The 21,866-nt window shown below is 68.3% G+C and carries 21 protein-coding genes; 11 read left to right on the forward strand and 10 right to left on the reverse strand.

Annotated elements, in window-relative coordinates; translation table 11 throughout:
- Nucleotides 1-230 precede the first annotated feature (230 nt).
- The 4 genes from EV147_RS09930 (at nucleotide 231) to EV147_RS09945 (ending at nucleotide 5,240) form a co-directional block, all read left to right on the forward strand.
- Nucleotides 231-809, forward strand: a complete 579-nt coding sequence (locus EV147_RS09930; RefSeq protein WP_130390904.1) for a fimbrial protein — start codon at nucleotides 231-233, stop codon at nucleotides 807-809.
- A gap of 86 nt (nucleotides 810-895) precedes the next feature.
- Nucleotides 896-1,666, forward strand: a complete 771-nt coding sequence (locus EV147_RS09935) for a fimbrial biogenesis chaperone (protein ID WP_130390905.1) — start codon at nucleotides 896-898, stop codon at nucleotides 1,664-1,666.
- Complete coding sequence (locus tag EV147_RS09940; protein WP_130390906.1) at nucleotides 1,663-4,227, forward strand: fimbria/pilus outer membrane usher protein; 2,565 nt, start codon at nucleotides 1,663-1,665, stop codon at nucleotides 4,225-4,227. The genes EV147_RS09935 and EV147_RS09940 overlap by 4 nt, the downstream gene beginning before the upstream one ends.
- The gene (locus EV147_RS09945; protein ID WP_130390907.1) at nucleotides 4,224-5,240 is read left to right on the forward strand and encodes a fimbrial protein; all 1,017 of its coding nucleotides are present in this window, start codon (nucleotides 4,224-4,226) and stop codon (nucleotides 5,238-5,240) included. The genes EV147_RS09940 and EV147_RS09945 overlap by 4 nt, the downstream gene beginning before the upstream one ends.
- On the opposite strand, the gene EV147_RS09950 is transcribed toward EV147_RS09945, so the two are convergent.
- The 3 genes from EV147_RS09950 to EV147_RS09960 form a co-directional block, all read right to left on the reverse strand.
- On the reverse strand, nucleotides 5,221-5,742 hold the full coding sequence (locus tag EV147_RS09950; protein ID WP_130390908.1) for a nucleoside 2-deoxyribosyltransferase: 522 nt from the start codon (nucleotides 5,740-5,742) through the stop codon (nucleotides 5,221-5,223). The genes EV147_RS09945 and EV147_RS09950 overlap by 20 nt on opposite strands.
- A 70-nt stretch (nucleotides 5,743-5,812) precedes the next feature.
- On the reverse strand, nucleotides 5,813-6,631 hold the full coding sequence (locus tag EV147_RS09955; protein ID WP_130390909.1) for a tetratricopeptide repeat protein: 819 nt from the start codon (nucleotides 6,629-6,631) through the stop codon (nucleotides 5,813-5,815).
- A 4-nt stretch (nucleotides 6,632-6,635) separates the two neighbouring features.
- Entirely contained in the window at nucleotides 6,636-8,720 is a 2,085-nt protein-coding gene (locus tag EV147_RS09960) for a bifunctional 2',3'-cyclic-nucleotide 2'-phosphodiesterase/3'-nucleotidase (protein ID WP_130390910.1), read from the reverse strand.
- A gap of 266 nt (nucleotides 8,721-8,986) precedes the next feature.
- On the opposite strand from EV147_RS09960, the gene modA reads away from it, so the two are divergent.
- Genes modA through EV147_RS09975 form a run of 3 tightly spaced genes read left to right on the forward strand, consistent with a single transcriptional unit; the run spans nucleotide 8,987 to nucleotide 11,223 of the window.
- Nucleotides 8,987-9,757, forward strand: a complete 771-nt coding sequence (modA, locus tag EV147_RS09965; protein WP_130390911.1) for a molybdate ABC transporter substrate-binding protein — start codon at nucleotides 8,987-8,989, stop codon at nucleotides 9,755-9,757.
- Nucleotides 9,758-9,776: 19 nt separating this feature from the next.
- Nucleotides 9,777-10,493: a molybdate ABC transporter permease subunit gene (gene modB / locus EV147_RS09970; protein ID WP_130390912.1), complete on the forward strand. Its 717-nt coding sequence runs from the start codon at nucleotides 9,777-9,779 to the stop codon at nucleotides 10,491-10,493.
- A 7-nt stretch (nucleotides 10,494-10,500) separates the two neighbouring features.
- Complete coding sequence (locus EV147_RS09975; RefSeq protein ID WP_130390913.1) at nucleotides 10,501-11,223, forward strand: ATP-binding cassette domain-containing protein; 723 nt, start codon at nucleotides 10,501-10,503, stop codon at nucleotides 11,221-11,223.
- On the opposite strand, the gene EV147_RS09980 is transcribed toward EV147_RS09975, so the two are convergent.
- From EV147_RS09980 to EV147_RS10000, 5 genes are all read right to left on the reverse strand, one after another.
- A complete protein-coding gene (locus EV147_RS09980; RefSeq protein WP_130390914.1) occupies nucleotides 11,211-11,732 on the reverse strand; it encodes a class IV adenylate cyclase in 522 nt (173 codons plus the stop codon). The two genes, EV147_RS09975 and EV147_RS09980, sit on opposite strands and share 13 nt — an antisense overlap.
- Before the next feature lie 6 nt (nucleotides 11,733-11,738).
- Entirely contained in the window at nucleotides 11,739-12,545 is an 807-nt protein-coding gene (locus EV147_RS09985; RefSeq protein ID WP_130390915.1) for a TOBE domain-containing protein, read from the reverse strand.
- Nucleotides 12,546-12,589: 44 nt separating this feature from the next.
- Nucleotides 12,590-12,832 (reverse strand): RNA recognition motif domain-containing protein, encoded by a 243-nt coding sequence (locus tag EV147_RS09990; RefSeq protein ID WP_130390916.1) that lies wholly within the window; start codon nucleotides 12,830-12,832, stop codon nucleotides 12,590-12,592.
- A 90-nt stretch (nucleotides 12,833-12,922) separates the two neighbouring features.
- The gene (gene fabI / locus EV147_RS09995) at nucleotides 12,923-13,702 is read right to left on the reverse strand and encodes an enoyl-ACP reductase FabI (protein WP_130390917.1); all 780 of its coding nucleotides are present in this window, start codon (nucleotides 13,700-13,702) and stop codon (nucleotides 12,923-12,925) included.
- A gap of 2 nt (nucleotides 13,703-13,704) precedes the next feature.
- Nucleotides 13,705-15,972 carry a DUF3141 domain-containing protein gene (locus EV147_RS10000; protein ID WP_235844644.1) on the reverse strand — a complete coding sequence of 756 codons (2,268 nt, stop codon included), beginning with the start codon at nucleotides 15,970-15,972 and terminating at the stop codon, nucleotides 13,705-13,707.
- Nucleotides 15,973-16,242: 270 nt separating this feature from the next.
- Between EV147_RS10000 and EV147_RS10005 the strand changes: the two genes are divergently transcribed.
- Both EV147_RS10005 and EV147_RS10010 read left to right on the forward strand, forming a co-directional pair.
- A complete protein-coding gene (locus EV147_RS10005; protein WP_130390918.1) occupies nucleotides 16,243-17,190 on the forward strand; it encodes a phosphate acetyltransferase in 948 nt (315 codons plus the stop codon).
- 22 nt (nucleotides 17,191-17,212) lie between these two features.
- On the forward strand, nucleotides 17,213-18,502 hold the full coding sequence (locus tag EV147_RS10010; protein ID WP_130390919.1) for an acetate/propionate family kinase: 1,290 nt from the start codon (nucleotides 17,213-17,215) through the stop codon (nucleotides 18,500-18,502).
- On the opposite strand, the gene EV147_RS10015 is transcribed toward EV147_RS10010, so the two are convergent.
- Together EV147_RS10015 and EV147_RS10020 are read right to left on the reverse strand one after the other, a co-directional pair.
- Entirely contained in the window at nucleotides 18,487-19,263 is a 777-nt protein-coding gene (locus tag EV147_RS10015) for a tyrosine-protein phosphatase (protein WP_130390920.1), read from the reverse strand. The two genes, EV147_RS10010 and EV147_RS10015, sit on opposite strands and share 16 nt — an antisense overlap.
- A gap of 62 nt (nucleotides 19,264-19,325) precedes the next feature.
- A complete protein-coding gene (locus EV147_RS10020; RefSeq protein WP_130390921.1) occupies nucleotides 19,326-19,565 on the reverse strand; it encodes a hypothetical protein in 240 nt (79 codons plus the stop codon).
- A gap of 11 nt (nucleotides 19,566-19,576) precedes the next feature.
- Here EV147_RS10020 and EV147_RS10025 point away from each other — a divergent pair, with 11 nt between their 5' ends.
- Complete coding sequence (locus EV147_RS10025; protein WP_130390922.1) at nucleotides 19,577-21,082, forward strand: DASS family sodium-coupled anion symporter; 1,506 nt, start codon at nucleotides 19,577-19,579, stop codon at nucleotides 21,080-21,082.
- Nucleotides 21,083-21,139: 57 nt separating this feature from the next.
- Nucleotides 21,140-21,835: a transglycosylase domain-containing protein gene (locus EV147_RS10030; protein ID WP_130390923.1), complete on the forward strand. Its 696-nt coding sequence runs from the start codon at nucleotides 21,140-21,142 to the stop codon at nucleotides 21,833-21,835.
- Nucleotides 21,836-21,866 lie beyond the last annotated feature (31 nt).

Raw genomic sequence — 21,866 nt, forward strand, 5'->3', positions numbered from 1 at the left:
TCATGGCCGTCGTGCGTGCCGCGACATGACCTAGATCAGATTTTCCTCACGCGCGTTCAGATTTCTCCGAAGCTGCTTGATCGATATTTCGTAGCATTCCTATATCCGGTCAGCTTCTGAGGTCTTAGCCTTCGTCCGCCACGTTGCAAAAGTGAGCGGACAGGATGAGATGCCGTCCCGCCGCCACCGCAGCCCGTGACGACATTTCATTCACTCTCGAAGGCCAGAAAATGAAACATCTCAAGGCAACGCTCTGCGCGGCAGCAGCGACCCTCGCCACCATGGCGCCCCAGGCATTCGCCGCCGACGGCACCATCACCTTCACCGGCGCAGTCAGCGGCCAGACCTGCACGGTGAATGGCTCTACCAGCGGCTCCGACTTCACCGTGGCATTGCCCGCGGTCCGCGCCGCGTCGCTCGACGCCGATGGCGATACCGCCGGCCGCACGCCGTTCACCATCGCGCTGACGAGCTGCAACCCCACCACCGGCACCGTCGCCGTGCATTTCGAGACCGGCGCCAATACCGATGTCGTCACCGGACGCTTGCGCAATACGGTTGTCACCACGGCAGCCACGGAAACTGCCGCTGCTGTAACCGGCGCCGGCAACGTCCAGGTGGGCCTGCTGAACGCCGACCAGTCGGCGATCGTGCTCGGCGCGGCATTCGGTGCGCAGAACAGCCAGACCGTGGCACTGGCCTCGGGCGCGGCCAACCTGCAGTACTACGCCCAGTACGTGGCCACGGGCGCCGCCGCCACCGCCGGCACGCTGAGCACCTCGACGACCTACACGATCGTGTACCCGTAAGGGTTTCACCTTCACGCGGCATGCCGACGCATGCCGCGCTTTCGTCCTGCTCCGCAGGAACCGAACGCATTCCCGAGATAGCCGTCATGTCATGCATTGCAAAGATCCGGGCACCGCTCGCGGGCCTGCTGCTGGCCCTTGCCGCCCACTCCACGTCTGCATCGGTGGTCCTGACCGGCACCCGCGTGGTCTACCCGGCGGAGGATCATGAGGTCACGGTGAAGCTGACCAACGAGGGCCAGGCGCCCGCGCTGGTGCAGGCGTGGATCGACGACGGCGATGCCGGTACGGCGCCCGACGAATCGACCGCCCCATTCCTGATTGCACCGCCGCTGTTCCGGCTCGAACCGCAGAAAGGCCAGTCGCTGCGCATCATCGCGCTGGACACGTCGCAGCCGGCTGACCGTGAATCGGTCTACTACCTGAACGTACTCGAAGTACCGCCGATGGGCGATGCCAGCGGCGACACCGCGTCCAACACGCTGCAGTTCGCGCTCCGCTCCCGCGTCAAGCTGTTCTACCGGCCCACAGGGCTGGCGGGACGCGCCGACGATGCACCCACCCGCGTGACGTGGCGGTTTGCCCGTAACGCGGAGGGCCGCCCCGTACTGGCCGCCCACAACCCGTCGGCGTTCCACATCACGTTCACGCGCGTCCATGCCACGCTGGGCGCCCGCGAGTTCAGCAATGCCGATGGCGGCATGGTGGCGCCCGGCGGCACCATGGAATTCGCGGTAGGCGACGGGGCGCCTGCCGAAGGCCAGCCCGACCGCGTGCGCTTCATCACGATCAATGACTTTGGCGCGGACGCGACGGCGGAGTACGAACCCCGCCGCACGGGCGCCGCGGCAAGATGAGAGCCCGCCCGCAGAGACCGGCCGCGCCGCGCCGCCTGGTGGCGCACTGGCTGCTGGCCGCCGCGATGCCCGCTGCCGCAATGGCCGGCGAGGAGCCCGGCGGCATCAAGGTTGCCGAGGTCCAGTTCAACCCCGATTTCTTCCGCCGCCCCAACGGGTCGAGCGTCGACGTACGCCGCTTTGCGCGGGGGAACACCATCACGCCGGGCGATTATCCGGTGGACGTCTATCTGAACGGTCGATGGGAGGCGCGGCAGTCGGTGCGCTTCCGGACGCGGGACGGGGAGCGGCAGCCCACGCCGTGCATGGACCGGACGCTGCTCGGCACCCTCAACCTCGACGAGCGGGCGCTGTCGCCCGCGTACGCCGCCGTGATGGCTGGCGAGAACGGCGCCTGCGTGCAGCCCGCCGATATCGCCGATGACTTCACGTGGTCGTTCGATTTCAACGAACTGCGGCTCGACCTGAAGGTCGCGCAGACGCTGCTGCGCCGCAGCCCGCGCGGCACCGTGGACCCATCGCTGTGGGAAGAAGGCGTACCCTCGGCCACGGTAGCGTACAACCTCAACACCTTCCACGCCACCGGACAGGACAGCACCTACCTTGGCGTCGACAGCGGCATCAACATCGGCCGCTGGCACCTGCGCCAGCGCTCGTCGATGACCTGGCAGGGCGGCGCCGGCACGCGCTCCTACGACTATCAGAACATCGCCGCCTACGTGCAGCGCGACATCGAGCCGCTGCGCAGCCAGCTGACGCTGGGCGACGCCTTCACCGATGGCGCGGTCTTCGACAGCTTCTCGGTGCGGGGCGTCAACCTAGCCACCGACGACCGCATGCTGCCCGATTCGTCGCGCGGCTACGCGCCGGTCGTGCGCGGCGTGGCGCGCTCCAACGCACGCGTCACGGTCACGCAGAACGGCAACAAGCTCTACGAAACCACCGTGGCGCCCGGGCCGTTCGAGATCGACGATCTCTACGCCACCGGCTACGGCGGCAACCTGATCGTCACGGTGACCGAGGCCGACGGCAGCCAGAGCAGCTTCACGGTGCCCTATTCCTCGGTCGTGCAATTGCTGCGGCCCGGCACCACGCGGTACTCGGCCACCGTTGGCGAATACCGCAATGGCTCCTCCGGATCGAACAGCCGCGAGAAGCTGGTGCAGGCCACGGTGCAGCATGGCTTCAGCAATTTCGTCACGGGCTACGGGGGGCTGGTGATGTCGGAAGGCTATCAGGCCGGCATCGCCGGGGCGGCGTTCAACCTGCCCATCGGCGCGCTCGCCCTGGACGGCACCTATGCGCGCGCCAGCATTTCGGACACGGAACGCACGAGCGGCCAGAGCCTGCGCGTGAGCTACAGCAAGTACGTGCCATCGACCAGCACCAGCGTGGCGGTTGCGGCCTATCGCTACGCCACGCGGGGCTTCTGGACCATGCGGGACGCCTTCCAGGCCCGCTCGGACCCGGGGCGCGGCGCCTTCCTGGACCGCGCCCGCAGCCAGGTGCAGCTCACGCTGAACCAGAACCTTGGCGAGCGCTGGGGCAACGTGTACCTGACCGGTTCGTCGGTCACCTACTGGAACCGCGATACCTCGGCACTGACATTCCAGGCCGGCTACAGCAACGCGATGAACCTGCTGGGCCTGTCGGTCTCGTACAACCTGTCGGTCTCGCGCCAGCGGGACGCGTTCACCGGCAGCTACAGCACCCAGGCGTTCCTGAACCTGATCGTGCCGCTGGGAGGCGGCCGCCACGCGCCGATGCTCACGATGGGCGCCACGCGCGACGGCTCGGGCCAGACCTCGCAGCAGCTTCGCCTCAGTGGCACCGCCCTCGAAGACAATGCCTTCACCTACGGGCTGAACGCGGACCGCAACCGGGGATCGACAACGACGGGGGCCAATGTGCAGTACCGCAGCCCGTTCACCACGCTGTCGGCTTCGGTGACGCGGGCCGACAGCTACACGCAGTACTCCGGTGGCCTGCAGGGCGCGCTGGTGGCCCACGCGGGTGGCGTGACGCTGGCCAACTTCCTGGGCGACACGATTGGCATCGTCGAGGCCAAGGGCGCCGCCGGCGCGGCGGTGCTGAACTCGCCCGGCGTGCGCATCGACCCATTCGGCTATGCCATCGTTCCGTACCTCCAGCCGTACAACATGAACGCGATCGAACTCGATCCACGCGGCATGCCGCTCGACGTGTCGCTGGACGCTACCAGCATGAAGGTGGCGCCGCGCGCCAATGCGGCGGTGAAGATCGCCTTCGCCACGCTGAAGGGGCGCTCGGCCATCCTCTCCGCGCCGTTGCCCGATGGCACCCCGCTGCCGTTTGGCGCGGCCGTGGCGGACGGGAAAGGCGGCGAGGTCGGCATGGTGGGCCAGCGCGGCATCATCTTCGCGCGCGGGCTGGAGGATGTTGGCCGCCTGGAGGTGACGTGGGGCAAGGGCGCGGCCGAGCGCTGCGAGATCGCATACCGGCTGCCGGAGTCATCCGGCAAGGCTGCCAGTTACGCACGCGTCAAGGCCGTGTGCCGGACCAGCACCGAGGAGAAGTCATGAACCAGACCGTACGCCAGCCGATCCGGCTTGCATTGCCCGCTGCCGCCCTGGCCTTGCTGGCATTCGGCCCGTCCGGCGTCCTGGCCCAGGGGGTACAGTGCCAGATCACTACCTACCCCCGGCCGCTCGCGTTCCGTGACATCGCCATCGCCCGCGATGCGGCGGTGGGCGCTCCGATCAGTGAGGAACTGATGGTCCGCTCGCTGATCCGCTGTCCGCGCAACGCCAGCTTTGTGCGTGGCAGCGTCGGATTCGAGGTCCAGATGATCCCCACCCAGGGTGGTTCCCGCACCGTCAGCAATGCATGGGAGACAGGTATTCCGGGGATCGGAGTGCGTGTCTTCAGCGTGAGCCTTGGCAGGACGATTTCGGGCCCTTCCCCGGCGAACGCCATTCCCACCATCAACAACCGCAATCCCACCACGGCGAACTACTTTTTCCGGCATCAGCTGGTCAAGACGGGACCGATCTCGCTCACCGGAAACATCACCGGGCGCACGATCTATACGATGCGCAACCGGATCGCTTCCAGCGGCCGGATCACGGACACGCTGGACACCGTCAACCTGGGGACGCTGTCGGTGACCTCCCGCACCTGCACCGTCACCACGCCCAGCGTCAACGTGCCAATGTCTCGTGCGCTGGCGTCGACGCTGTCCCGGATTGGCGAGGTCACCGGCACCACGAACTTCACGATTGGCCTGCAGTGCGAGTCCGGATTCGCGGTACATATCACGCTGACCGACGCCACCACGCCAGGCAACCGTACGGACATCCTCACGCTGGCCCCGGCTTCCACGGCGGAGGGTGTGGGCATCCGCATCCGCAAGGCCGACAACATGCCAGTCAGCTTCGGACCGGATTCCGCCGTTCCCGAGAATACCAACCAGTGGCTGGTGGACGTATCGGATGGCCTGAGCAGTATTCCGATGACGGCCGAGTACGTGGCGACGGGCGCCGTCACGCCAGGCACCGTGCACGGCCTGGCGACCTTTACGATGAGCTACCAGTAGCGCGGCGCCCGGCTTCGGCCAGTGCCGCGAGGCATGCTTCGGCATCGCCGTGCACAAGGTGGACGCTGCACGCCAGCATCAGGTTCATGGGCAGGCCGAAGTCCTCGACCAGATAGCCGCGGGCGTCGTGCGCTTCGCCCTCGGCATTGATGCTGGCAGGCACGCGGTCCCGCAGCGTGCCGGCTTCGGCCGCATAGCCCCAGACAGGCTTCTGCAGGGCCACGGCGAAGCCCACTTCGAACGCCGTGCCGCTGTCCGGCTCGCCTGGGCCACGGAAGTCGCCGAGGTTGGCCAAGACCAGATCGGCACGGCGAATCAGCGCCACGTTGGCCTGGTAGATCCAGCGCGCGGTGTCGGGGCCGGAAAGCCCCTCGGGGGCCGCCTGGTCCAGCGGAAAAAGCCCTTCATAGCCATGGCGCGCGCACAGCGCCTTCAACTGCTCGCCCCAGGCCAGGGCATCCTTGCGGAACACGTCGAATCCGGCAAGGTAGATCGTCTTCATGGCGGCGGGTCCTCGGGGGGCTGGTGGGTTCGGGGAGGATACACCGCGGCTGGGATGGCTGGCTGGGTCTCTACGGATTCAACGCCGGATGCTTCAGCGCGTGGGCGGCCTCGGCCATGTGCTGCCGGTACTGGTCCTCATCCGGCGGCAGGTCGAGCTCGCCGTTGCGGTAGGCCATCGCCAACGCCTGCAGCGCGGCCGGATGCTCGCGTTCGCCGGCCGCCTCGTACCACGACACCGCGCGAGCGGTATCGCGCGCCACGCCGTCGCCGTCGCGGTAGGCATTGGCCAGCAGGAACATCGCCTGTGCCACGCCACCCTCGGCGGCCGCCTGGAACCAGCGCGCGGCGCGTGCCGGATCGGGCTGGCGGCCGTAACCGCCCCGGTACAGCAGGCCCAGATAGTAGGCCGCGCCGAGATCGCCCGACTTGGCGGCGGCATCGAGCCATTGCCACGCGAGCGGCAGGTCGGTGCGGCCAGCAGCCAGCGTGCCGAGCATCGCCGCCTTGCCGAGCACGAATTGGGCGCGATGGTGCCCCTTGCCAGCGGCCGCGCGCAGCCAGCGCTCGCCCTCGGCACGCGTGGCGGCATCGGCATGCGCCAGCAGCGTCTCGCCAAGCGCCGCCTGCCCCGCTGTCTCCCCGGCCGTTGCGGCCTGTTGCAAGCGCTGGAGCGCACCGGCATCGGCCGCCGTCGCAGCCAGGTGCTGCCATTGGGCGATGTCGGACTGGCGCGCATCAGCCTGATGGCGCCAGGCAGCGGCGCCGGCCACGCCCGTGGCGGCCACCACAACCGCCAGCGTGGCGGCCGCGAACAGCGGGTGGATACGGAAACCGCGGCGATGGCCAGCCAGGCCGGGCGGAACTGCGGAGGTGGCGTTGGCTTGCATGGCGTTACTGGTTCAGATCGATCTTGTACTTCGACAGGTTCTTGTTCGCGCCATCGTCGGCCGCCACCAGCGTCACCCCGGACACCCCGCCGGCCGACGCCTGCGCCAGCACACCCACGGCCGAGCTGAAGACCACGTCGCCGGCGGTGGCCACCTTGGTGAAATGCCAGCTGCGCGCGCTGCCGTTGGCCGCACGCGTGACGCCGCCGAGGTCCTTGATGTACTGGATCAGCACGTCGCGGTTGGCATCGGGCGAAGCATAAACAATCTTCGTGCCATCGAGCCCCGGGAAGCTGCCGCCGCCGCTGGCGCGGTAGTTGTTGGTGGCGACGATGAAGTCCTGCGCCGCCGTGACCGGCGTGCCCTGGTAGGTCAGGTTCCTGATGCGGTTGCCCACGGGCTGGGTGACGTCGATCTCGTACTGCATGTCGGCGTCGGTGAACATGTCGAAGTTGTAGCCCGGGAAGCTGCTGATCAGCTGCTGCTCGGTGGTCTTGGCCGGATCGATCTGGTTGAAGCGCCTGGCGGCCGTTTCCAGCCACGCCTTGACCTCGTCGCCGTTGACCTTCACTGCGTAGACCGTGTTCGGATACAGGTACAGGTCGGCCGCGTTGTTGATCGCCAGGTTGCCGGCAGCCACGTCGGTGTAGTCACTGCCGCCGCCAAAGCCGCTCTTGAACGGCGCCGACACCGACAGCACCGGCAGCGAGGCCAGCGCCGGCAGGTTGGCGGCGATGTACTGCTTCACGTAGGCGGCCTGCGCCAGGTTGACGATCTGGATCGCGCCCGGGTCGCCCACATCGGCGAAGTAGCTCGTCATGCGGTAGTCCGTGGTACCGATCGGCGTCTTCACGTACTGGATGGTGGCCTGGTGCTCGGTGTCGATGGCCGCGGCCACGCTGGCGTCGGCGGCCACGTAGGTCTTGTCGGCGTTCTGGATCGAACGCGCCTCGACCCGGGTGTTGGCGCGGTCGACGCTCCACTTCGTGCCGTCATGCGTCAGCGCCAGGCTGACCACGCCGAGGTGCTTGCCCCAATAGTTGGCCATCACGGTCGGCACGCCATTGACCGTGCCCTTGACCTTGTCGACGCCCGGCAGGTTGAACTGGCCCACCGTGCTGGCGGCGTCCGGGAAGATCTGGTGCGAGTGGCCGATCAGCATGGCGTCGACGCCGGCCACGTTCGACAGGTGGTAGCTGCCGTTCTCCATCGTCGGCGAGTACGTGGAGTTGTCTAGCCCGCCATGCGAGATCACCACGATCAGGTCGGCACCCTTGGCGCGCATTTCGGGGATGTACTTCCGGGCCGTTTCCACCACGCCCTCGGTGTAGACCTTGCCGTCGAGCCAGCGCTTGTCCCAGCTCAGGATGGCCGGCGGCGCGAAGCCGATGATGCCGACCCTGACCGGCGCGGTAACGGACTTGCCGTCCGGGCCCGTGGCCGTGATGGTGCGTTCGAGGATCGCGTAGGGCTGGAACAGCGGCGCGCGCGTCTTGACGCTGTAGACGTTGGCCAGCACCTGCGGGAACTTCGGACCGGCGCAGGTGGGCTGGGCGGCCGGCTCGGGCAGGCCGTCGACGTTGAAGCGGTTGCCCGTGACCTGGCTCAGGTACTGCAGGCCGTAGTTGAACTCGTGGTTGCCGATGCCACCGCCGTCGAAGTTCGCGGCGTTCATCACCTTGTACATCGCCAGCGTCTCCACGCAGCTCACGGGCTTCACGAGTGCCTGATAGTCCGACAGCGCGGTGCCCTGGATCGTGTCGCCGTTGTCGAGCAGCAGCGTGTTCGGAAACTCCGCGCGGGCGGCCTTGATCAGCGTGGAGACCCGCTCGAAGCCCATCGACTTGTCTTCGGCCAGCTTGAAGTAGTCGTAGCTGAGCACGTTGGTGTGCAGGTCGGTGGTCTCCAGCAGTGCCAGCGTGGCCCTGGTGCCGGCCGCCACGGTGCTGCCGCCATTGCCGCCGCCGTTGCCGCCGCCGCCGTTGTTGCCGCCGCCCGCGTTGTTGTCGTCGGAGCCGCACGCGGCCAGCGCCGTGGCGCCAGCCACCATGGCCGCCAGCATGGCGGTTCGGATGCCTCGGAATTGCATGGTCTCGGATTCCCTGTGGATGTTCTTGTGTGCTGTGCTGCTGCAACGGGGCATTTTGGGAAGACCGGATGGCAGGAAAGTGGCGAAATGGCGGCAATTCCATGACAGCGACGTCATATATGACATATTCGGCATATCTCCGGGCGAGCGACGGGCGACCCGGCCTATCCCCCGGCCAATTGCGCTCCGTTATATAGATCGGTATATTGCGCATGGAATCGCCGTGCCTTTGTCTTCTCTTTCCTGACTCTACGAGCCCGATCACCATGCGTCTGCCCTCCTTCCTGCGCCGCACCGTCTCCGGCGCCGCCCTGCTCGCCGTGGCCCTTGCCACAACGCCCGCCTCGGCCGCCGATCTCGTGGTGTCCGCCGCCGCCAGCCTGACCAATTCGTTCAAGGCGCTGGCCGAGCAGTACGAGCGCGCCCATCCGGGCACGAAGGTGGTACTGAATTTCGGGGCATCCGACGTGCTGATGCAGCAGATCGTGAAGGGTGCGCCCGCCGACGTGTTCGCCTCGGCCGACCAGGACGCGATGAACAAGGCCGCCGCCGAACAGGTAGTGCTGCCGGCCACGCGCAAGGACTTTGCCGCCAACGCCATCGTGCTGATCGTGCCGCGCGACAGCCGGCTCGGCATCGCCGGCCCGAAGGATCTGACCCGCGCCGAGGTCAGGCGCGTGGCGTACGGCAATCCGTCGTCGGTGCCGGTGGGCCGCTATACGAAGGGTGCGCTAGAGGCGCAGGGCCTCTGGGAGGCCGTCTCGGCCAAGGGCGTGCCGGCGCAGAACGTGCGGCAGGCGCTGGATTACGTGGCGCGTGGCGAGGTCGACGCCGGCTTCGTGTTCGCCACCGACGCCGCCGTGATGCCGGACAAGGTCACCGTGGCCGCGCGCGTGCCGGCCACCACACCCGTGACCTACCCGATCGCCGTCACCGCCCAGTCGAAACAGGCTCCGGCGGCCGGCAGCTTCGTCCAGTACGTGCTGTCGCCCGAGGGGCAGGCCACGCTGGCGAAGTTCGGCTTCCAGAAGCCCTGAACGGCGCCGCCTGACCGCCATGGATGCCGTCTGGGTGCCGCTGCTGCTGTCGCTGAAGGTGGCGGGCTGGGCCACGCTGCTGAATACGATCCTGGGAGTGGCTGCCGCCTACGCCATCGCGCGCTGGCGCTCGTCGGCACGCGATATCGTCGACGCCATCCTCACGCTGCCGCTGGTGCTGCCGCCCACGGTGCTCGGCTACTACCTGCTGGTGCTGGTGGGGCGGCGCGGCGTGTTCGGGGCGTGGCTCGAAAGCCTTGGCATCGAGCTGGTGTTCACGTGGCAGGGCGCCGTGCTCGCGTCGACCGTGGTGGCGTTCCCGCTGGTGCTGAAATCGGCACGCACCGCCTTCGAGGGGGTCGACCACCAGTTGGAAAACGCCGCGCGGGTGCTCGGCATCTCCGAGGCGGCGATCTTCTTCCGCGTGACGCTGCCGATGGCACTGCCCGGCATCGTGGCCGGCGTGCTGCTGGCTTTCGCCCGCGCGCTGGGCGAGTTCGGCGCCACGCTGATGGTGGCCGGCAACCTGCCGGGCCGCACCCAGACGCTGTCCGTGGCGATCTACGAGGCCGTGCAGGCCGGCAATGACGATACCGCCAACCTGCTCGTGCTGGTGACGTCGGTGACCTGCGTGGTGCTGCTGGTAGTGGCCGCGCGGCTCGTGCCGCCGGCGCAGCGCGGCACGGCCAACCTGTTCGAGCGCCGCCGCTTCCGGCGCGACGCCCGCGTCCGGTGAGCGCACGATGAGCATGCACATCGCCATCCGCAAGCAAATGGCATCGCAAGATCGCCAATTTGCGCTCGATATCGCCTTCGAATCCGACAGCGGCCGCATTGCGCTGTTCGGGCCGTCCGGCGCTGGCAAGAGTCTGACGCTGCGGGCCATTGCCGGCCTCATGGCCCCCGACAGCGGCCGCATCGTGCTGAACGGGCGCACGCTGTTCGACAGCGAGACCGGCGTCGATGTCCGGCCGCAGGAGCGCCGCGTGGCGTACCTGTTCCAGGATTACGCGCTGTTTCCGCACCTGACCGTCGCCCAGAACATCGGGTTCGGGCTGCGGCGCGGCTGGCGCAATCCCGCGCGCCGGTCGCTGCCGCCCGAGGCCGCACGCTGGGTCGAGGCGTTCGGGCTGCGCGAGATCGTCAACCAGTATCCGGCCCAGATCTCGGGCGGGCAGAAGCAGCGCGTGGCGCTGGCGCGTGCGCTGGCGGCACGGCCCGACATCCTGCTGCTCGACGAGCCGTTCTCGGCGCTCGACCCCGCGTTGCGGGCCCGCATGCGCACGGAACTGCGCGCGCTGCAGGAGAGCCTGGACGTGCCGATGCTGATGATCTCGCACGACCCCGAGGACGTCGAGGCGCTAGGCGACCACGTGCTGGAGATTCGCGACGGGCGCATCCACGCCAGCGGCCGCGATCATCGCCATCCGCCCGTCTACGCCCCCGCCCACGCTCAGGTGGTCTGACCCTGCCTCAACAGATCGAGGTAGGCGCCCTCGACCAGCGCGCCCGGCGCCACGCCAAGTTGCGCCATCAGCGCGTGGGCCTCAACCACGCCGGCGTCAGCCGTCTCGCCGTCGCCGAGCACCACCTCCAGCTCCAGGAAGTCGCCCAGCCCTTCCACGCGGTCCAGATGGATGCGCGTCCGCCCGGCCAGGAACAACGTGCGGTGCTTGCGCACCCGCCCGCTCGTGCCGTGCGCGGCGGTCAGCGCCTCGCGCAGCGTGTCGGGCGAGGATGTCGGCGACAGGATGTAGAAGCTCTCCTTGGGCCCGGCCTGGTCAGGCCGGGCGTAGAAGATCAGCTGGCCCTGCTGCCCGTTGAACGCCCGGAGCTTCAGCCGCCCATGCGGGCATGGAAAGAACGTGTCGTCCTGCTCGATCAGGTCCGGACCCTGCGTGGCGATGGCGGCGGCGCGTGGCGCCACGGCCTCGATGCTGTCGATACGCGCCTTGATTTCGATATTGCGGGCCATCGGCGCTCAGGACATCGTGCCAAGGATCACGCTGGACGCCTTGAAGATGGCCAGCGCGCGGACACCCTCCTTCAGGCCGAGATCGCTGACCGCGCCATTGGTGATGATGGCCGCCACCGTGCCGCCGCCGTCGAGGTCGAGCGCCACTTCGGCATTGACCGCACCGGGCGTCACGCGCGCCACCACGCCGGGCAGCTGGTTGCGCGCCGAGAGGCGCAGCGCGGGATCGGGCAGGCCGATCATCACCGATGACGCCTTGATCAGTGCAAAGGCTTCGGCGCCGGGCGCCAGGCCCAGTGTTTCCACGCTCTCGTGGGTAATGGTGGCTACGATACGCTGGCCGCCCGCCAGCGCGAGCGTGACTTCATCGTTGACGGCGCCGCCGCGCACGGCATCGACGCGGCCAAACAGCTTGTTGCGGGCACTGGTCTGGATCATGATTCGTTGCATCAGGTGAAGGTCGTCGGAATCGGCCTGCGCCATGGCGCTGCCGGCTTTTTCGAGATGGGCGATGAAGCGCGCGTGCTCGGCCTCCAGCGCGCGATAGGTGGCGATGAGCCGCTCGGCGCGCGCCGTGAGCCGCGTGCCGCCACCGCCCTTGCCGCCGGCGGCGCGTACCACCAGCGGCTCGCCGGCACTGTTGTTCATCGCGTCGATGGCATCCCAGGCACCCTTGTAGCTGATGCCTGCCGCGCGTGCGGCGGCGGTGATCGATCCATGTTCGCCGATGGCGGCCAGCAGCGCGATGCGCTCCTTGCCGCCCCAGGCGTGCTGGCCGGCGCGCAGCCAGAGGGCGCCCTGGAGTTCAAGCATGTGAGGTGGTTCCGGCAGTGGCAAATGCCGTATGGTAGCGCCTGTCAGCTCTGATGGGCGGGGATGTACCAGCGCATCACGCTGCCGGCAAAATACTGCTTGTCGAATTGCCGCAGCAGCCGCCAGGCGGTGAACGGGTCGATGGCCAGATCCACCCAGGCCCACGGCCGGTCCGGGTCGCCCTCACGCACGATTTCCACCGAATTGACCGGCGCGTAGTCCTTCAGCTTCTCGCGCAGCATTTCCTCGGTCACATCACGGTGCAGCCCGCGGATCAGTACCTGCATTGCAGCCTCTCCCTGTGCTGGAAGTGGTGATGCCTGTAGTGTAGGCCGCACGCCGGCGCCCGGCGCCGGCCGATGCGGCTATCGCACGAATCACGCCATGATGTGCACGCCCCCGTCCACGTAGACCGTATTGCCCGACAGGCGGCGCGCATACGGCGTGGCCAGGTAGGCCGTGGCGAACCCCACGTCCATGATGTCGACCAGCTCGCCGAGCGGCGCGCGGCCGGCGGCGTCGGCCAGCAGCAGGTCGAAATCCCTGAGCCCGGAGGCGGCACGCGTCTTCAGCGGCCCCGGCGACATCGCATGGACGCGAATGCCCTGCGGCCCGAGTTCGTGCGCCAGATAGCGGCAGCTGGCCTCCAGCGCGGCCTTGACCGGCCCCATCAGGTCGTAGTTCGGCACCACGCGGTTGGCGCCCTCGTAGCTCATGGCGAACAGCGTGCCGCCCTGCGTCATCAGCGGCGCCGCGCGGCGGGCCATGCGGATGAACGAATGGCACGAGATATCCATGGCCCGCGCGAAGCCCTGCGCCGACGAGTTGATCAGGCCATTCTGCAGGTCGTCCCTGGGCGCGAACGCCACCGAGTGGACGGCCGCGTCGAGCCGGCCCCAGACCTCGGCAAGGCGCGCGAACAGCGCGTCCATCTGGGTGTCGTCTTCCACGTCCAGCGGCATCAGGATCGGCGCGCCGATCTGCTCGGCCAGCGGCGCCACATGCGGACGGGCTTTCTCGTTGAGGTAGGTCATGGCCACCTCGGCACCGAGTTCGTGGAAGGCCCGCGCGCAGCCCCACGCGATCGAATCCTGGTTGGCCACGCCCACCACCAGTACGCGGGCGCCGGACAGCGGCGGATTGGGTACCTGGACCATGTTCAGTCTCCCGCCTTGTCGGCCTTGCCGCCGCCGTGGTCGGTGCCGAGCACCGCGGCCACCTCGCGATAGCGCGCCAGCCACTCGTCGTCGAGCGGGCCGCCGATGGTCAGCACGCGGTGCGCCAGCACCATAACCTGGCGGCGCGCCTTCATCTCCGGCACCAGTTCGGGCAGCGCGCGCAGCGCGGCTTCCGGATCGAGGCTGACGATATAGCTCTGGCGCCGCACCGACTCCTTGAACTCGGCCAGCGTGATGCGTGTCTCTGGCGGGTTCTCGCGCGCCAGCTTGCGCAGCAGGTTGAACGGCCGCTCCTCGATCGCCGAGCGCCCCTGCGTCACGTACGACAGCACGCGCAGGAACGCGTCCAGCGCCGTGCCGGTGCCGATCTGGCGCTGCGCCTCGCGCTGGCGCAGTTCGGCAACCTCCTTGCGCAGCGCCGTGATGGCAGGCGATTCGGCCCGCTTCGGCGAGGCACCCATGCCGAGCAGCGCCGGCAGCCATGGCCCCGCATAAATCGATTCGAACAGCCGCTCCTGGAACGCGTCGCGCGCATCGCGGTACTGGTCGAGCGACCGGACGATCTGCGCCGAGGCTGCCTGCTGCATCTGCAGGAACGGGTTCTCAGGCGACACCGGCTGGCGCGCGTCGCGCACCATGGGCGCCATGGCGGCCACCCACTGCATCCACGGGTTGGTGTCGCTCAGCGCCGAACGCTCGACACGCGACGGATGCACCGCCCGGATCGCCTCAGCCGTGGTCTCGTTCGACATCGCGCGCACGAACGGCGACGCGAAGGTGTCGTAGAGGTGCTGGTTGATTTCGGCCACCCGGCGCACCACCTCGAACGGCTGCTCGTCATCGCGGCCATCGTCGAGCGCGAGGATATCGTCGATGGTCCGGCGCTCGAAGCGCACCAGGTAGCGCCCTTCGATCAGTTCGCTGTGCGGGGAATCGGGCGCGAAATCCTCGATACGGGCCTCGTAGAGGCCAGGCGGCAGCACGTCGATCAGGTCCAGCGCGCAGAACAGCTCGGAGTGCTCCTTGTTGGCCACGCTGCCGGACACGAAGATGCCCAGGTGGCCTATCGACGGATGCAGGCAGTAGACGATGGTCTGGTCGTTGGCCACGATCTCGTCGACGTTCGCGTAGAGATCCGGAATCCAGTTCAGCGCCTGCTGCGGCGGCGTGATGTTGTCACCCCAGGACGCGAAGACGATCACCGGCGAGCGCACGTTGCGCAGGTCGATCACGTGCTCGCCGTCCTTGCTGCGCACCTCGCCGGCCGTCAGGTGGTTGCCGACGAACAGGTTCTGCACGATCCAGTCGATCTCGGCACGGTTCATCAGGAAATGCCCGCCCCACCAGCGCTCGAACTCAAGGAAGCGCGGCCCTTCGGTATCGGCGCGGGCGTAGACGTTGTAGAGCTTCTCCCAGAGCGTATTCGAGGGGTTCAGGTTCTCGAAGTTCTGCACCAGCCAGGCGCCGTCGAAGCGCCCGTTGCCCATGTCCGCCGCGAGCGACGACAGCCACGTGCCGCCAAGCAGCCCGCCCGCGTAGCGCATCGGGTTCTTGCCGCGCACGCCGGACCAGTACGCCACGGGCGCGCCGGCGAGCAGGATCGGGCCGGTCACGTCGGGCGCCGCCGCCGCGAGCATCAGCAGCGCCCAGCCGGCCTGGCAGTTGCCCACCACGAACGGCTTGCCCGGCGCGTCGGGATGGCGGCTGGCCACCTCGCGCAGGAAGATGCCTTCGGTGCGCGCCACGTCCTCGATGGTCTGGCCCGGGCAGGGATCGCGGAAGAACGTGATGAAGTAGCACGGATGGCCCGAGCGGATGGCGTTGCCGATCTCGCTGTCGGCCTTGAAGCCGCCGATGCCGGGGCCGTGGCCGGCGCGTGGGTCCATCACCACGAATGGCCGGTTGGTCATGACCGTCGGGAACTCCGGCGCCGGCACGATGCGCAGCAGCGCGTAGTTCACCGGTCGCGGCAGGTCGCGCCCGTCGATCAGCACCTCGTGCCCGAAGGCCAGCACGGCCGGGAAGCCGCCGCGCTCATGTTCGAGGGTCTCGTTGCCGCGGCGACGCAGGATGTCGAGAAACAGGACCGAACGCTGCCAGGCGTCGATGCCGTATTCCCAGGCTGCGTGGGCAAGCGGGAGCGGCGCGAAGGCGGCGGGAAAGGACGGGACGGGGGCGGCGGAGCGGTCGGCCTCGGCAGGAACATCCTGCGTCGGCGCCTGCCCGGCCATGGGCTGGCGTGCATTCATTTCCGTTTCTCCTTGGGGATTGGCGGAGCCCTGCGGCTGCAGTGGGGCGCGAATTCGCTTGCTGCGATGCAACAGCAAAAATCTACCAGCGAAGCGGGCGCATGACAACCGGCGCGATGTCCCAGCCCGCTGACCGCGCCGAATATGACAGGTCGATGTCGTCCCCGCGGCACCCGCGTTCGCCTATACTGCCCGCAGACGTTTGCGCAACGCAGCATCCGCCTGGCCCCGGGATGCTGGCTCGCCACCCTTCCGTCACGGATGCCTGCCATGCCGACTCCCTCCACCACCGACAAGTACGCCCGCCTGCTCGCCCGCTGCGAGGGCCAGCCGCCGATTCCCACTGCCGTCGCGCATCCCTGCGACTATTCCTCGCTCGATGGCGCACTCGAAGCCGCCCGGCTCGGCCTGATCGTGCCGCTGCTCGTCGGCCCGCCCGACCGCATTCGGCAGGTGGCCCGCGAGCACGGGTTCGATCTCGGCAGCACGCAGATCATCGAGGCGCCGCACAGCCACGCCTCCGCCGAAGCCGCCGTCGAGGCCGTGCGCACCGGGCAGGCGGAACTGCTGATGAAGGGCAGCCTGCACAGCGACGAACTGCTGCAGGCGGTGACGCGCAGTACCAGCGGTCTGCGCACCGCGCGGCGCCTGTCGCACGTCTTTGCCATGGACGTGCCCAGCTACCACAAGCCGCTGTTCATCACCGATGCCGCGGTCAACATCTTCCCCACGCTCAACGACAAGGCCGACATCGTGCGCAACGCCATCGACCTCGTGCGCGTGCTCGGCATCGAGCGGCCCAAGGTGGCCATCCTCTCGGCGGTGGAGACAGTGACCGACAAGATCCCGTCGACGATCGAGGCCGCCGCGCTGTGCATGATGAGCCTGCGCGGCCAGATCGAAGGCGGCATCCTCGACGGCCCGCTGGCCTTCGACAACGCCATCAGCCGCGCTGCCGCGGACACCAAGGGCATCCGCTCCGACGTGGCCGGCGACCCCGACATCCTGCTCGTGCCCGACCTCGAAGCCGGCAACATGCTGGCCAAGCAGCTGACCTTCCTGGCCGGCGCCGAGGCCGCCGGCATCGTGCTCGGGGCGCGTGTCCCCATCGTGCTGACCAGCCGCGCCGACAGCGTGCGCGCCCGCATTGGCAGCTGCGCGATTGCGGTGCTGCTGGCCCACGCCCGCCGGGTCATGGACACGTCGGCCAAGGTCTGAACCCGCGTTTCGAGGAACGAGCATGAGCACTGCCCACGCTGCACACCCAGCCCACCACCACGCCAATCCGGTCATCCTGGTCGTCAATGCCGGGTCGTCGAGCATCAAGATCTCGATCTACGTGGTGCCCGACGCCGCGCACGACAACATCGACGTGCAGCCGACACTGGCCGCGCACGGCCAGATCGAAGGCATTGGCGTGGCCCCGCACCTCGTGGCGCGCATGGCCGACGGGCGCGTGGTGGCCGAGGAACACTTCCCGGTCGAGCAGGTGGCCGACCACAACGCCGCGTTCCGGCTCATCCGGCTGACGCTGAGCGTGGGCCTGCGCGATTCGCCGCCCGTGGCGATCGGGCATCGCGTGGTGCACGGTGGCATTGGCTATACCGACGCGGTGCGCATCGACGATGACGTGATCGCCACGCTCGAAGCACTGGTGCCGCTGGCCCCGCTGCACCAGCCGCACAACCTGACCGCGATCCGCGCGATCCGGGGTGCGGCGCCCGACCTGCTGCAGGTGGCCTGCTTCGACACCGCATTCCACGCCGGCCACGATCCGCTGGCGCAACTGATGGCGCTGCCGTACGAGTATTACGAGCGGGGCGTGCGCCGCTACGGCTTCCACGGCCTGTCGTATGCCTATATCGCCCGGCAGTTGCGGCAGGTGGCGCCGGACATCGCCTCGGGCCGCGTGGTGGTGGCGCACCTCGGCAACGGCGCCAGCCTGTGCGCGATGCGCGACGGCAGGAGCGTGGATTCGACAATGGGGCTGACTGCGCTCGACGGCATGCCGATGGGCACGCGCTGCGGCTCGATCGACCCCGGCGCGGTGCTCTACCTGGCCGCACACGGCATGGGGGCGGACGAGATCCAGGCGATGCTGTACGGCAAATCAGGGCTGCTCGGCATTTCCGGCATCAGCAGCGACATGCGCGCGCTGCTGGCCAGCGACGCGCCGCGCGCCCAACTCGCGATCGATTTCTACGCCTACCGCGCCGCGCAGGAGATCGGCAAGCTGGCGGTAACGCTGGGCGGCCTCGACGCGCTGGTCTTCACGGCCGGCGTCGGCGCCAACTCGCCCGAGGTGCGCGCGCGGATCTGCGCGCACCTGGCCGATATCTTCGGCGTAAGGCTCGACCCCGCCGCCAACCAGGAGAACCGCCAGCGCATCAGCAGCGCCAGCGCACGCGACGCGAGCCGCATCCCGGTACTCGTTCTGCCGACCGACGAGGAAGGGATGATCGCGCTCTCGACCGCACGCATCCTGCGCGAAAGCGGCGGCCTGCCCGGCGGGGGTCAGGCTTCGAGATAGTGTCCGCGCAGGCGGTCGAGGTCGATGCCCAGGTGATCGCCGACAAAGCCCTCGACGCTGCCGTACGCCGTGACGATGGCGTCCATTGACGCCTCCAGGTACTCGGGCCGCACGTCCAGCAGCGGCTTCATGGCCTCGGCCGACACGCCGTGGTGCGAGGCGCCAGCCAGCATGCGCTCGTTGAAGCCGGCGTTCCAGTGGTTCGATTCCAGATAGTTGGCGACGATATCGTCCTGCGCCACGCCCAGCGCCCCGAGCAGCAGAAGCGAGGCGAAGCCGGTGCGGTCCTTGCCGGCCGTGCAGTGGTACAGCAGCTTGCGGCCCGCCTCCGCGTGGCGCAGGAACGTGCCGAACGCGTCGCGGTAGCGGATCGGGAAGTCGCGGTAGATCTCGACCATGAACGCATGCATCTGCGCCGCCGTGCTGGCCCGCACACGCGGCATCAGCACGTCCATGGCCATGGCGCCTTCGAGCACCGGCACGGCCAGCCACTGGAAGCGCTGGCCGAACGCCGACTCCGCCGCCGACTTCTCGCCGGGCGAGCGGAAATCCACCACGATATCGAGTGCCAGCGCGTGCAGGGCATCGAGGTCGGCCGCGCAGGCCAGCGCCGGGTTGGCGCTGCGGAACAGCTTGCCGTGCGCCACACGGCGTCCGCCGCTGGCGGCAAGGCCGCCGAGATCGCGGGCGTTGGCGATGGTTTCCAGCGCCAGGCAGGGCCGCAGGGCTGCCATCGCGCGTGGTTCGGATCGATTGTTCATCTGGATCTGGGCTTGGGCGCGTCGGCAGACACGCGTTCGAAATTGTTCAGCATCGACGGCAATTATTTCAGATCGTCGCCCGGCAGGACACCCCGCGCGGGCAGATCGCCTGAGAACCATTGCCACACCTGCAACACGCCATTTGGATCGGCAGAATCCGACCGCGCAACGTTTTGATCCAGCGCAGAAACAGCGCTGGAGTGTCCTTGGCACTGTCCGATGGCGTTCACATAATGAACGCGTTGTCGGTGCGCAGCGGCGCCAATGCCGCCGCGCAGGCCCGACCGGCTGATCCAGATCAAAGGACTTCCAGATGCCTGATCCGCAACCGTCCACCGCCCCCGCCCTCGCGACACCTGCCGCGCCTCCGATCCGTATTCACTGGGGCCTCTACTTTGCCGTGGCCGTGCTGGTCGCGGTGCTGCTGATCCCGATGCCGCCCGACCTTCCCGAGGCCGGCCAGCGCATGCTGGCGATCCTGGCATTCGCCGTGGTCGTCTGGATTACCGAGGCGGTGTCGTACGAGACCAGCGCCATCATGATCACGTCGCTGATGGCGGGCCTGATCGGCTTCGCGCCGATGGTCAGCGACCCCACGACGATATACGGCACCTCCCGCGCGCTCGGCATGGCGCTGGCCGGCTTCTCGAACACCGCGCTGGCGCTCGTGGCGGCAGCCCTGTTCATCTCGGCGGCCATGACCGTCACCGGACTGGACCGCCGCATCGCGCTGGTCACACTGTCGGCCATCGGCACCAGCACGCGCCGCATCCTGATCGGCACCATCGCGGTGACGATGATCCTGAGCCTCGTCGTGCCGAGCGCCACCGCCCGCAGCGCCTGTACGGTGCCGATCATGATGGGCGTGATTGCCGCGTTCGGCGTGGACAGGAAGTCGAACACCGCCGCTGGCATCATGATCATGGTGGCCATGGCAACGAGCATCTGGAACGTCGGCATCCAGACCGCCGCCGCGCAGAACCTGCTGACCGCCGGCTTCATGGACAAGCTGCTCGGCGAGCGCGTGACGTGGCTGCAGTGGCTGATTGCCGGTGCGCCCTGGGCGCTCGTGATGTCGGCGGCGCTCTACTTCCTGATCCGGTGGCTGTTGCCGCCCGAAACCGATGCGATCGAGGGCGGCAAGGAAGCCGTGCAGCGCGAACTGGCCGCGCTCGGGCCCATGACTGGCGCGCAGAAGCGCCTCGCGGCGGTGTCGATCGGGCTGCTGCTGTTCTGGGCGACCGGCGGCAAGCTCCACAAGCTCGACACGGCGACGGTCACGTTCATCGGACTGGTGATCCTGATGATGCCGCGCATCGGCGTGATGGACTGGAAGACGATGCAGCAACGCACCCCGTGGGGCACGCTGATCGTGTTCGGCGTCGGCATCAGCCTGGGTACGGCACTGCTGTCGACCCAGGCCGGGCAGTGGCTCGGCCGCTTCGTGGTCACCCATACCGGGCTGGCCGAACACGGCACGATGATGGTGTTCGCGGTGCTGGCCGCGTTCCTGATCCTGATCCACCTGGGCTTTGCCAGCGCCACCGCGCTGACGGCGGCGCTGCTGCCGATCCTGATCTCGGTGCTGCAGACGCTGCCCGGCGACTTCAACAAAGTGGGCATGACGATGCTGCTGGGCTTCACGGTCAGCTTCGGCTTCATCCTGCCGATCAACGCGCCGCAGAACATGGTCTGCCTGGGCACCGACACATTCAATGGCCGGCAGTTTGCCAAGGTGGGCATTCCGCTGACGGTCATCGGCTACCTGCTGATGCTGCTGTTCGCGGCCACCTACTGGCGCTGGCTCGGCTGGGTCTGACGGCGCCGCCCCCGGGGCGTGGCGGGCCGGACACGCGGCGATGGCACAATACGCGCCATGCAACGTCTCTGGTCCGCCTTCATCAAGTTCGTGCTGCTCGCCATCGTGGGCGGCGCGCTGCTGCTCGCGTTTGCCGTGCTGATGGCCAGCCGGCAGCTTCCCTCGCTCGACGCGCTGATGGCGTTCCGGCACTCGCCCGGCTACGTCCAGCTCGCCGATTTCCCGCATACGCTGCCCGAGGCCGTGGTGGCCATCGAGGATGACCGCTTCTACCTGCACGATGGCGTGGACTACGTGGGCGTGATGCGCGCCGGCGTGGCCAACCTGTCCGACGAACTGTCGCAGGGCGCCTCGACCATCACCATGCAGGTGGCGCGCAACTTCTTCCTGTCGCGCAAGAAGACCTACACGCGCAAGCTCTACGAGATCCTGCTGGCCTACCGCATCGAGAATGCGCTGAGCAAGGACGAGATCCTGGAGCTGTATCTGAACAAGATCTACCTGGGCCAGGGCGCCTACGGCTTCGGCGAGGCCGCCGACACCTATTTCGGCAAGCCCGTGGAGCGGCTCACGCTGGCCGAATGCGCCATGCTGGCCGGGCTGCCCAAAGCCCCTTCCGCGAACAATCCCGTGGTCAATCCGCGCCGCGCCCGGCAGCGCCAGGCGTACATCCTGTTGCGCATGAAGGAGCTGGGCCGCATCACGGGTGCGCAATACGACGCAGCGCTGCTCGAACCACTGCGGCTGAAGTAGGCCGTGTCAGCCGCCCACCGACGGCGGCGCC

This window comes from Cupriavidus agavae, assembly GCF_004217045.1.
In the GTDB taxonomy this organism is placed as follows: domain Bacteria; phylum Pseudomonadota; class Gammaproteobacteria; order Burkholderiales; family Burkholderiaceae; genus Cupriavidus; species Cupriavidus agavae.

Excerpts from the sequence above, each read along its gene's own strand:
- EV147_RS10010 (WP_130390919.1), top strand. The coding sequence starts at position 17,213 with ATGAGCACTGCCCACGCTGCACACCCAGCCCACCACCACGCCAATCCG.
- EV147_RS09975 (WP_130390913.1), top strand. The coding sequence starts at position 10,501 with ATGAGCATGCACATCGCCATCCGCAAGCAAATGGCATCGCAAGATCGC.
- EV147_RS10015 (WP_130390920.1), bottom strand. The coding sequence starts at position 19,263 with ATGAACAATCGATCCGAACCACGCGCGATGGCAGCCCTGCGGCCCTGC.
- modA (WP_130390911.1), top strand. The coding sequence starts at position 8,987 with ATGCGTCTGCCCTCCTTCCTGCGCCGCACCGTCTCCGGCGCCGCCCTG.
- EV147_RS09930 (WP_130390904.1), top strand. The coding sequence starts at position 231 with ATGAAACATCTCAAGGCAACGCTCTGCGCGGCAGCAGCGACCCTCGCC.
- EV147_RS09935 (WP_130390905.1), top strand. The coding sequence starts at position 896 with ATGTCATGCATTGCAAAGATCCGGGCACCGCTCGCGGGCCTGCTGCTG.
- EV147_RS10030 (WP_130390923.1), top strand. The coding sequence starts at position 21,140 with ATGCAACGTCTCTGGTCCGCCTTCATCAAGTTCGTGCTGCTCGCCATC.
- EV147_RS09945 (WP_130390907.1), top strand. The coding sequence starts at position 4,224 with ATGAACCAGACCGTACGCCAGCCGATCCGGCTTGCATTGCCCGCTGCC.
- fabI (WP_130390917.1), bottom strand. The coding sequence starts at position 13,702 with ATGGTCCAGGTACCCAATCCGCCGCTGTCCGGCGCCCGCGTACTGGTG.
- EV147_RS10005 (WP_130390918.1), top strand. The coding sequence starts at position 16,243 with ATGCCGACTCCCTCCACCACCGACAAGTACGCCCGCCTGCTCGCCCGC.
- EV147_RS09950 (WP_130390908.1), bottom strand. The coding sequence starts at position 5,742 with ATGAAGACGATCTACCTTGCCGGATTCGACGTGTTCCGCAAGGATGCC.
- EV147_RS10025 (WP_130390922.1), top strand. The coding sequence starts at position 19,577 with ATGCCTGATCCGCAACCGTCCACCGCCCCCGCCCTCGCGACACCTGCC.
- EV147_RS09990 (WP_130390916.1), bottom strand. The coding sequence starts at position 12,832 with ATGCAGGTACTGATCCGCGGGCTGCACCGTGATGTGACCGAGGAAATG.
- EV147_RS09980 (WP_130390914.1), bottom strand. The coding sequence starts at position 11,732 with ATGGCCCGCAATATCGAAATCAAGGCGCGTATCGACAGCATCGAGGCC.
- EV147_RS09960 (WP_130390910.1), bottom strand. The coding sequence starts at position 8,720 with ATGCAATTCCGAGGCATCCGAACCGCCATGCTGGCGGCCATGGTGGCT.
- modB (WP_130390912.1), top strand. The coding sequence starts at position 9,777 with ATGGATGCCGTCTGGGTGCCGCTGCTGCTGTCGCTGAAGGTGGCGGGC.
- EV147_RS09985 (WP_130390915.1), bottom strand. The coding sequence starts at position 12,545 with ATGCTTGAACTCCAGGGCGCCCTCTGGCTGCGCGCCGGCCAGCACGCC.
- EV147_RS10000 (WP_235844644.1), bottom strand. The coding sequence starts at position 15,972 with ATGAATGCACGCCAGCCCATGGCCGGGCAGGCGCCGACGCAGGATGTT.
- EV147_RS09955 (WP_130390909.1), bottom strand. The coding sequence starts at position 6,631 with ATGCAAGCCAACGCCACCTCCGCAGTTCCGCCCGGCCTGGCTGGCCAT.
- EV147_RS09940 (WP_130390906.1), top strand. The coding sequence starts at position 1,663 with ATGAGAGCCCGCCCGCAGAGACCGGCCGCGCCGCGCCGCCTGGTGGCG.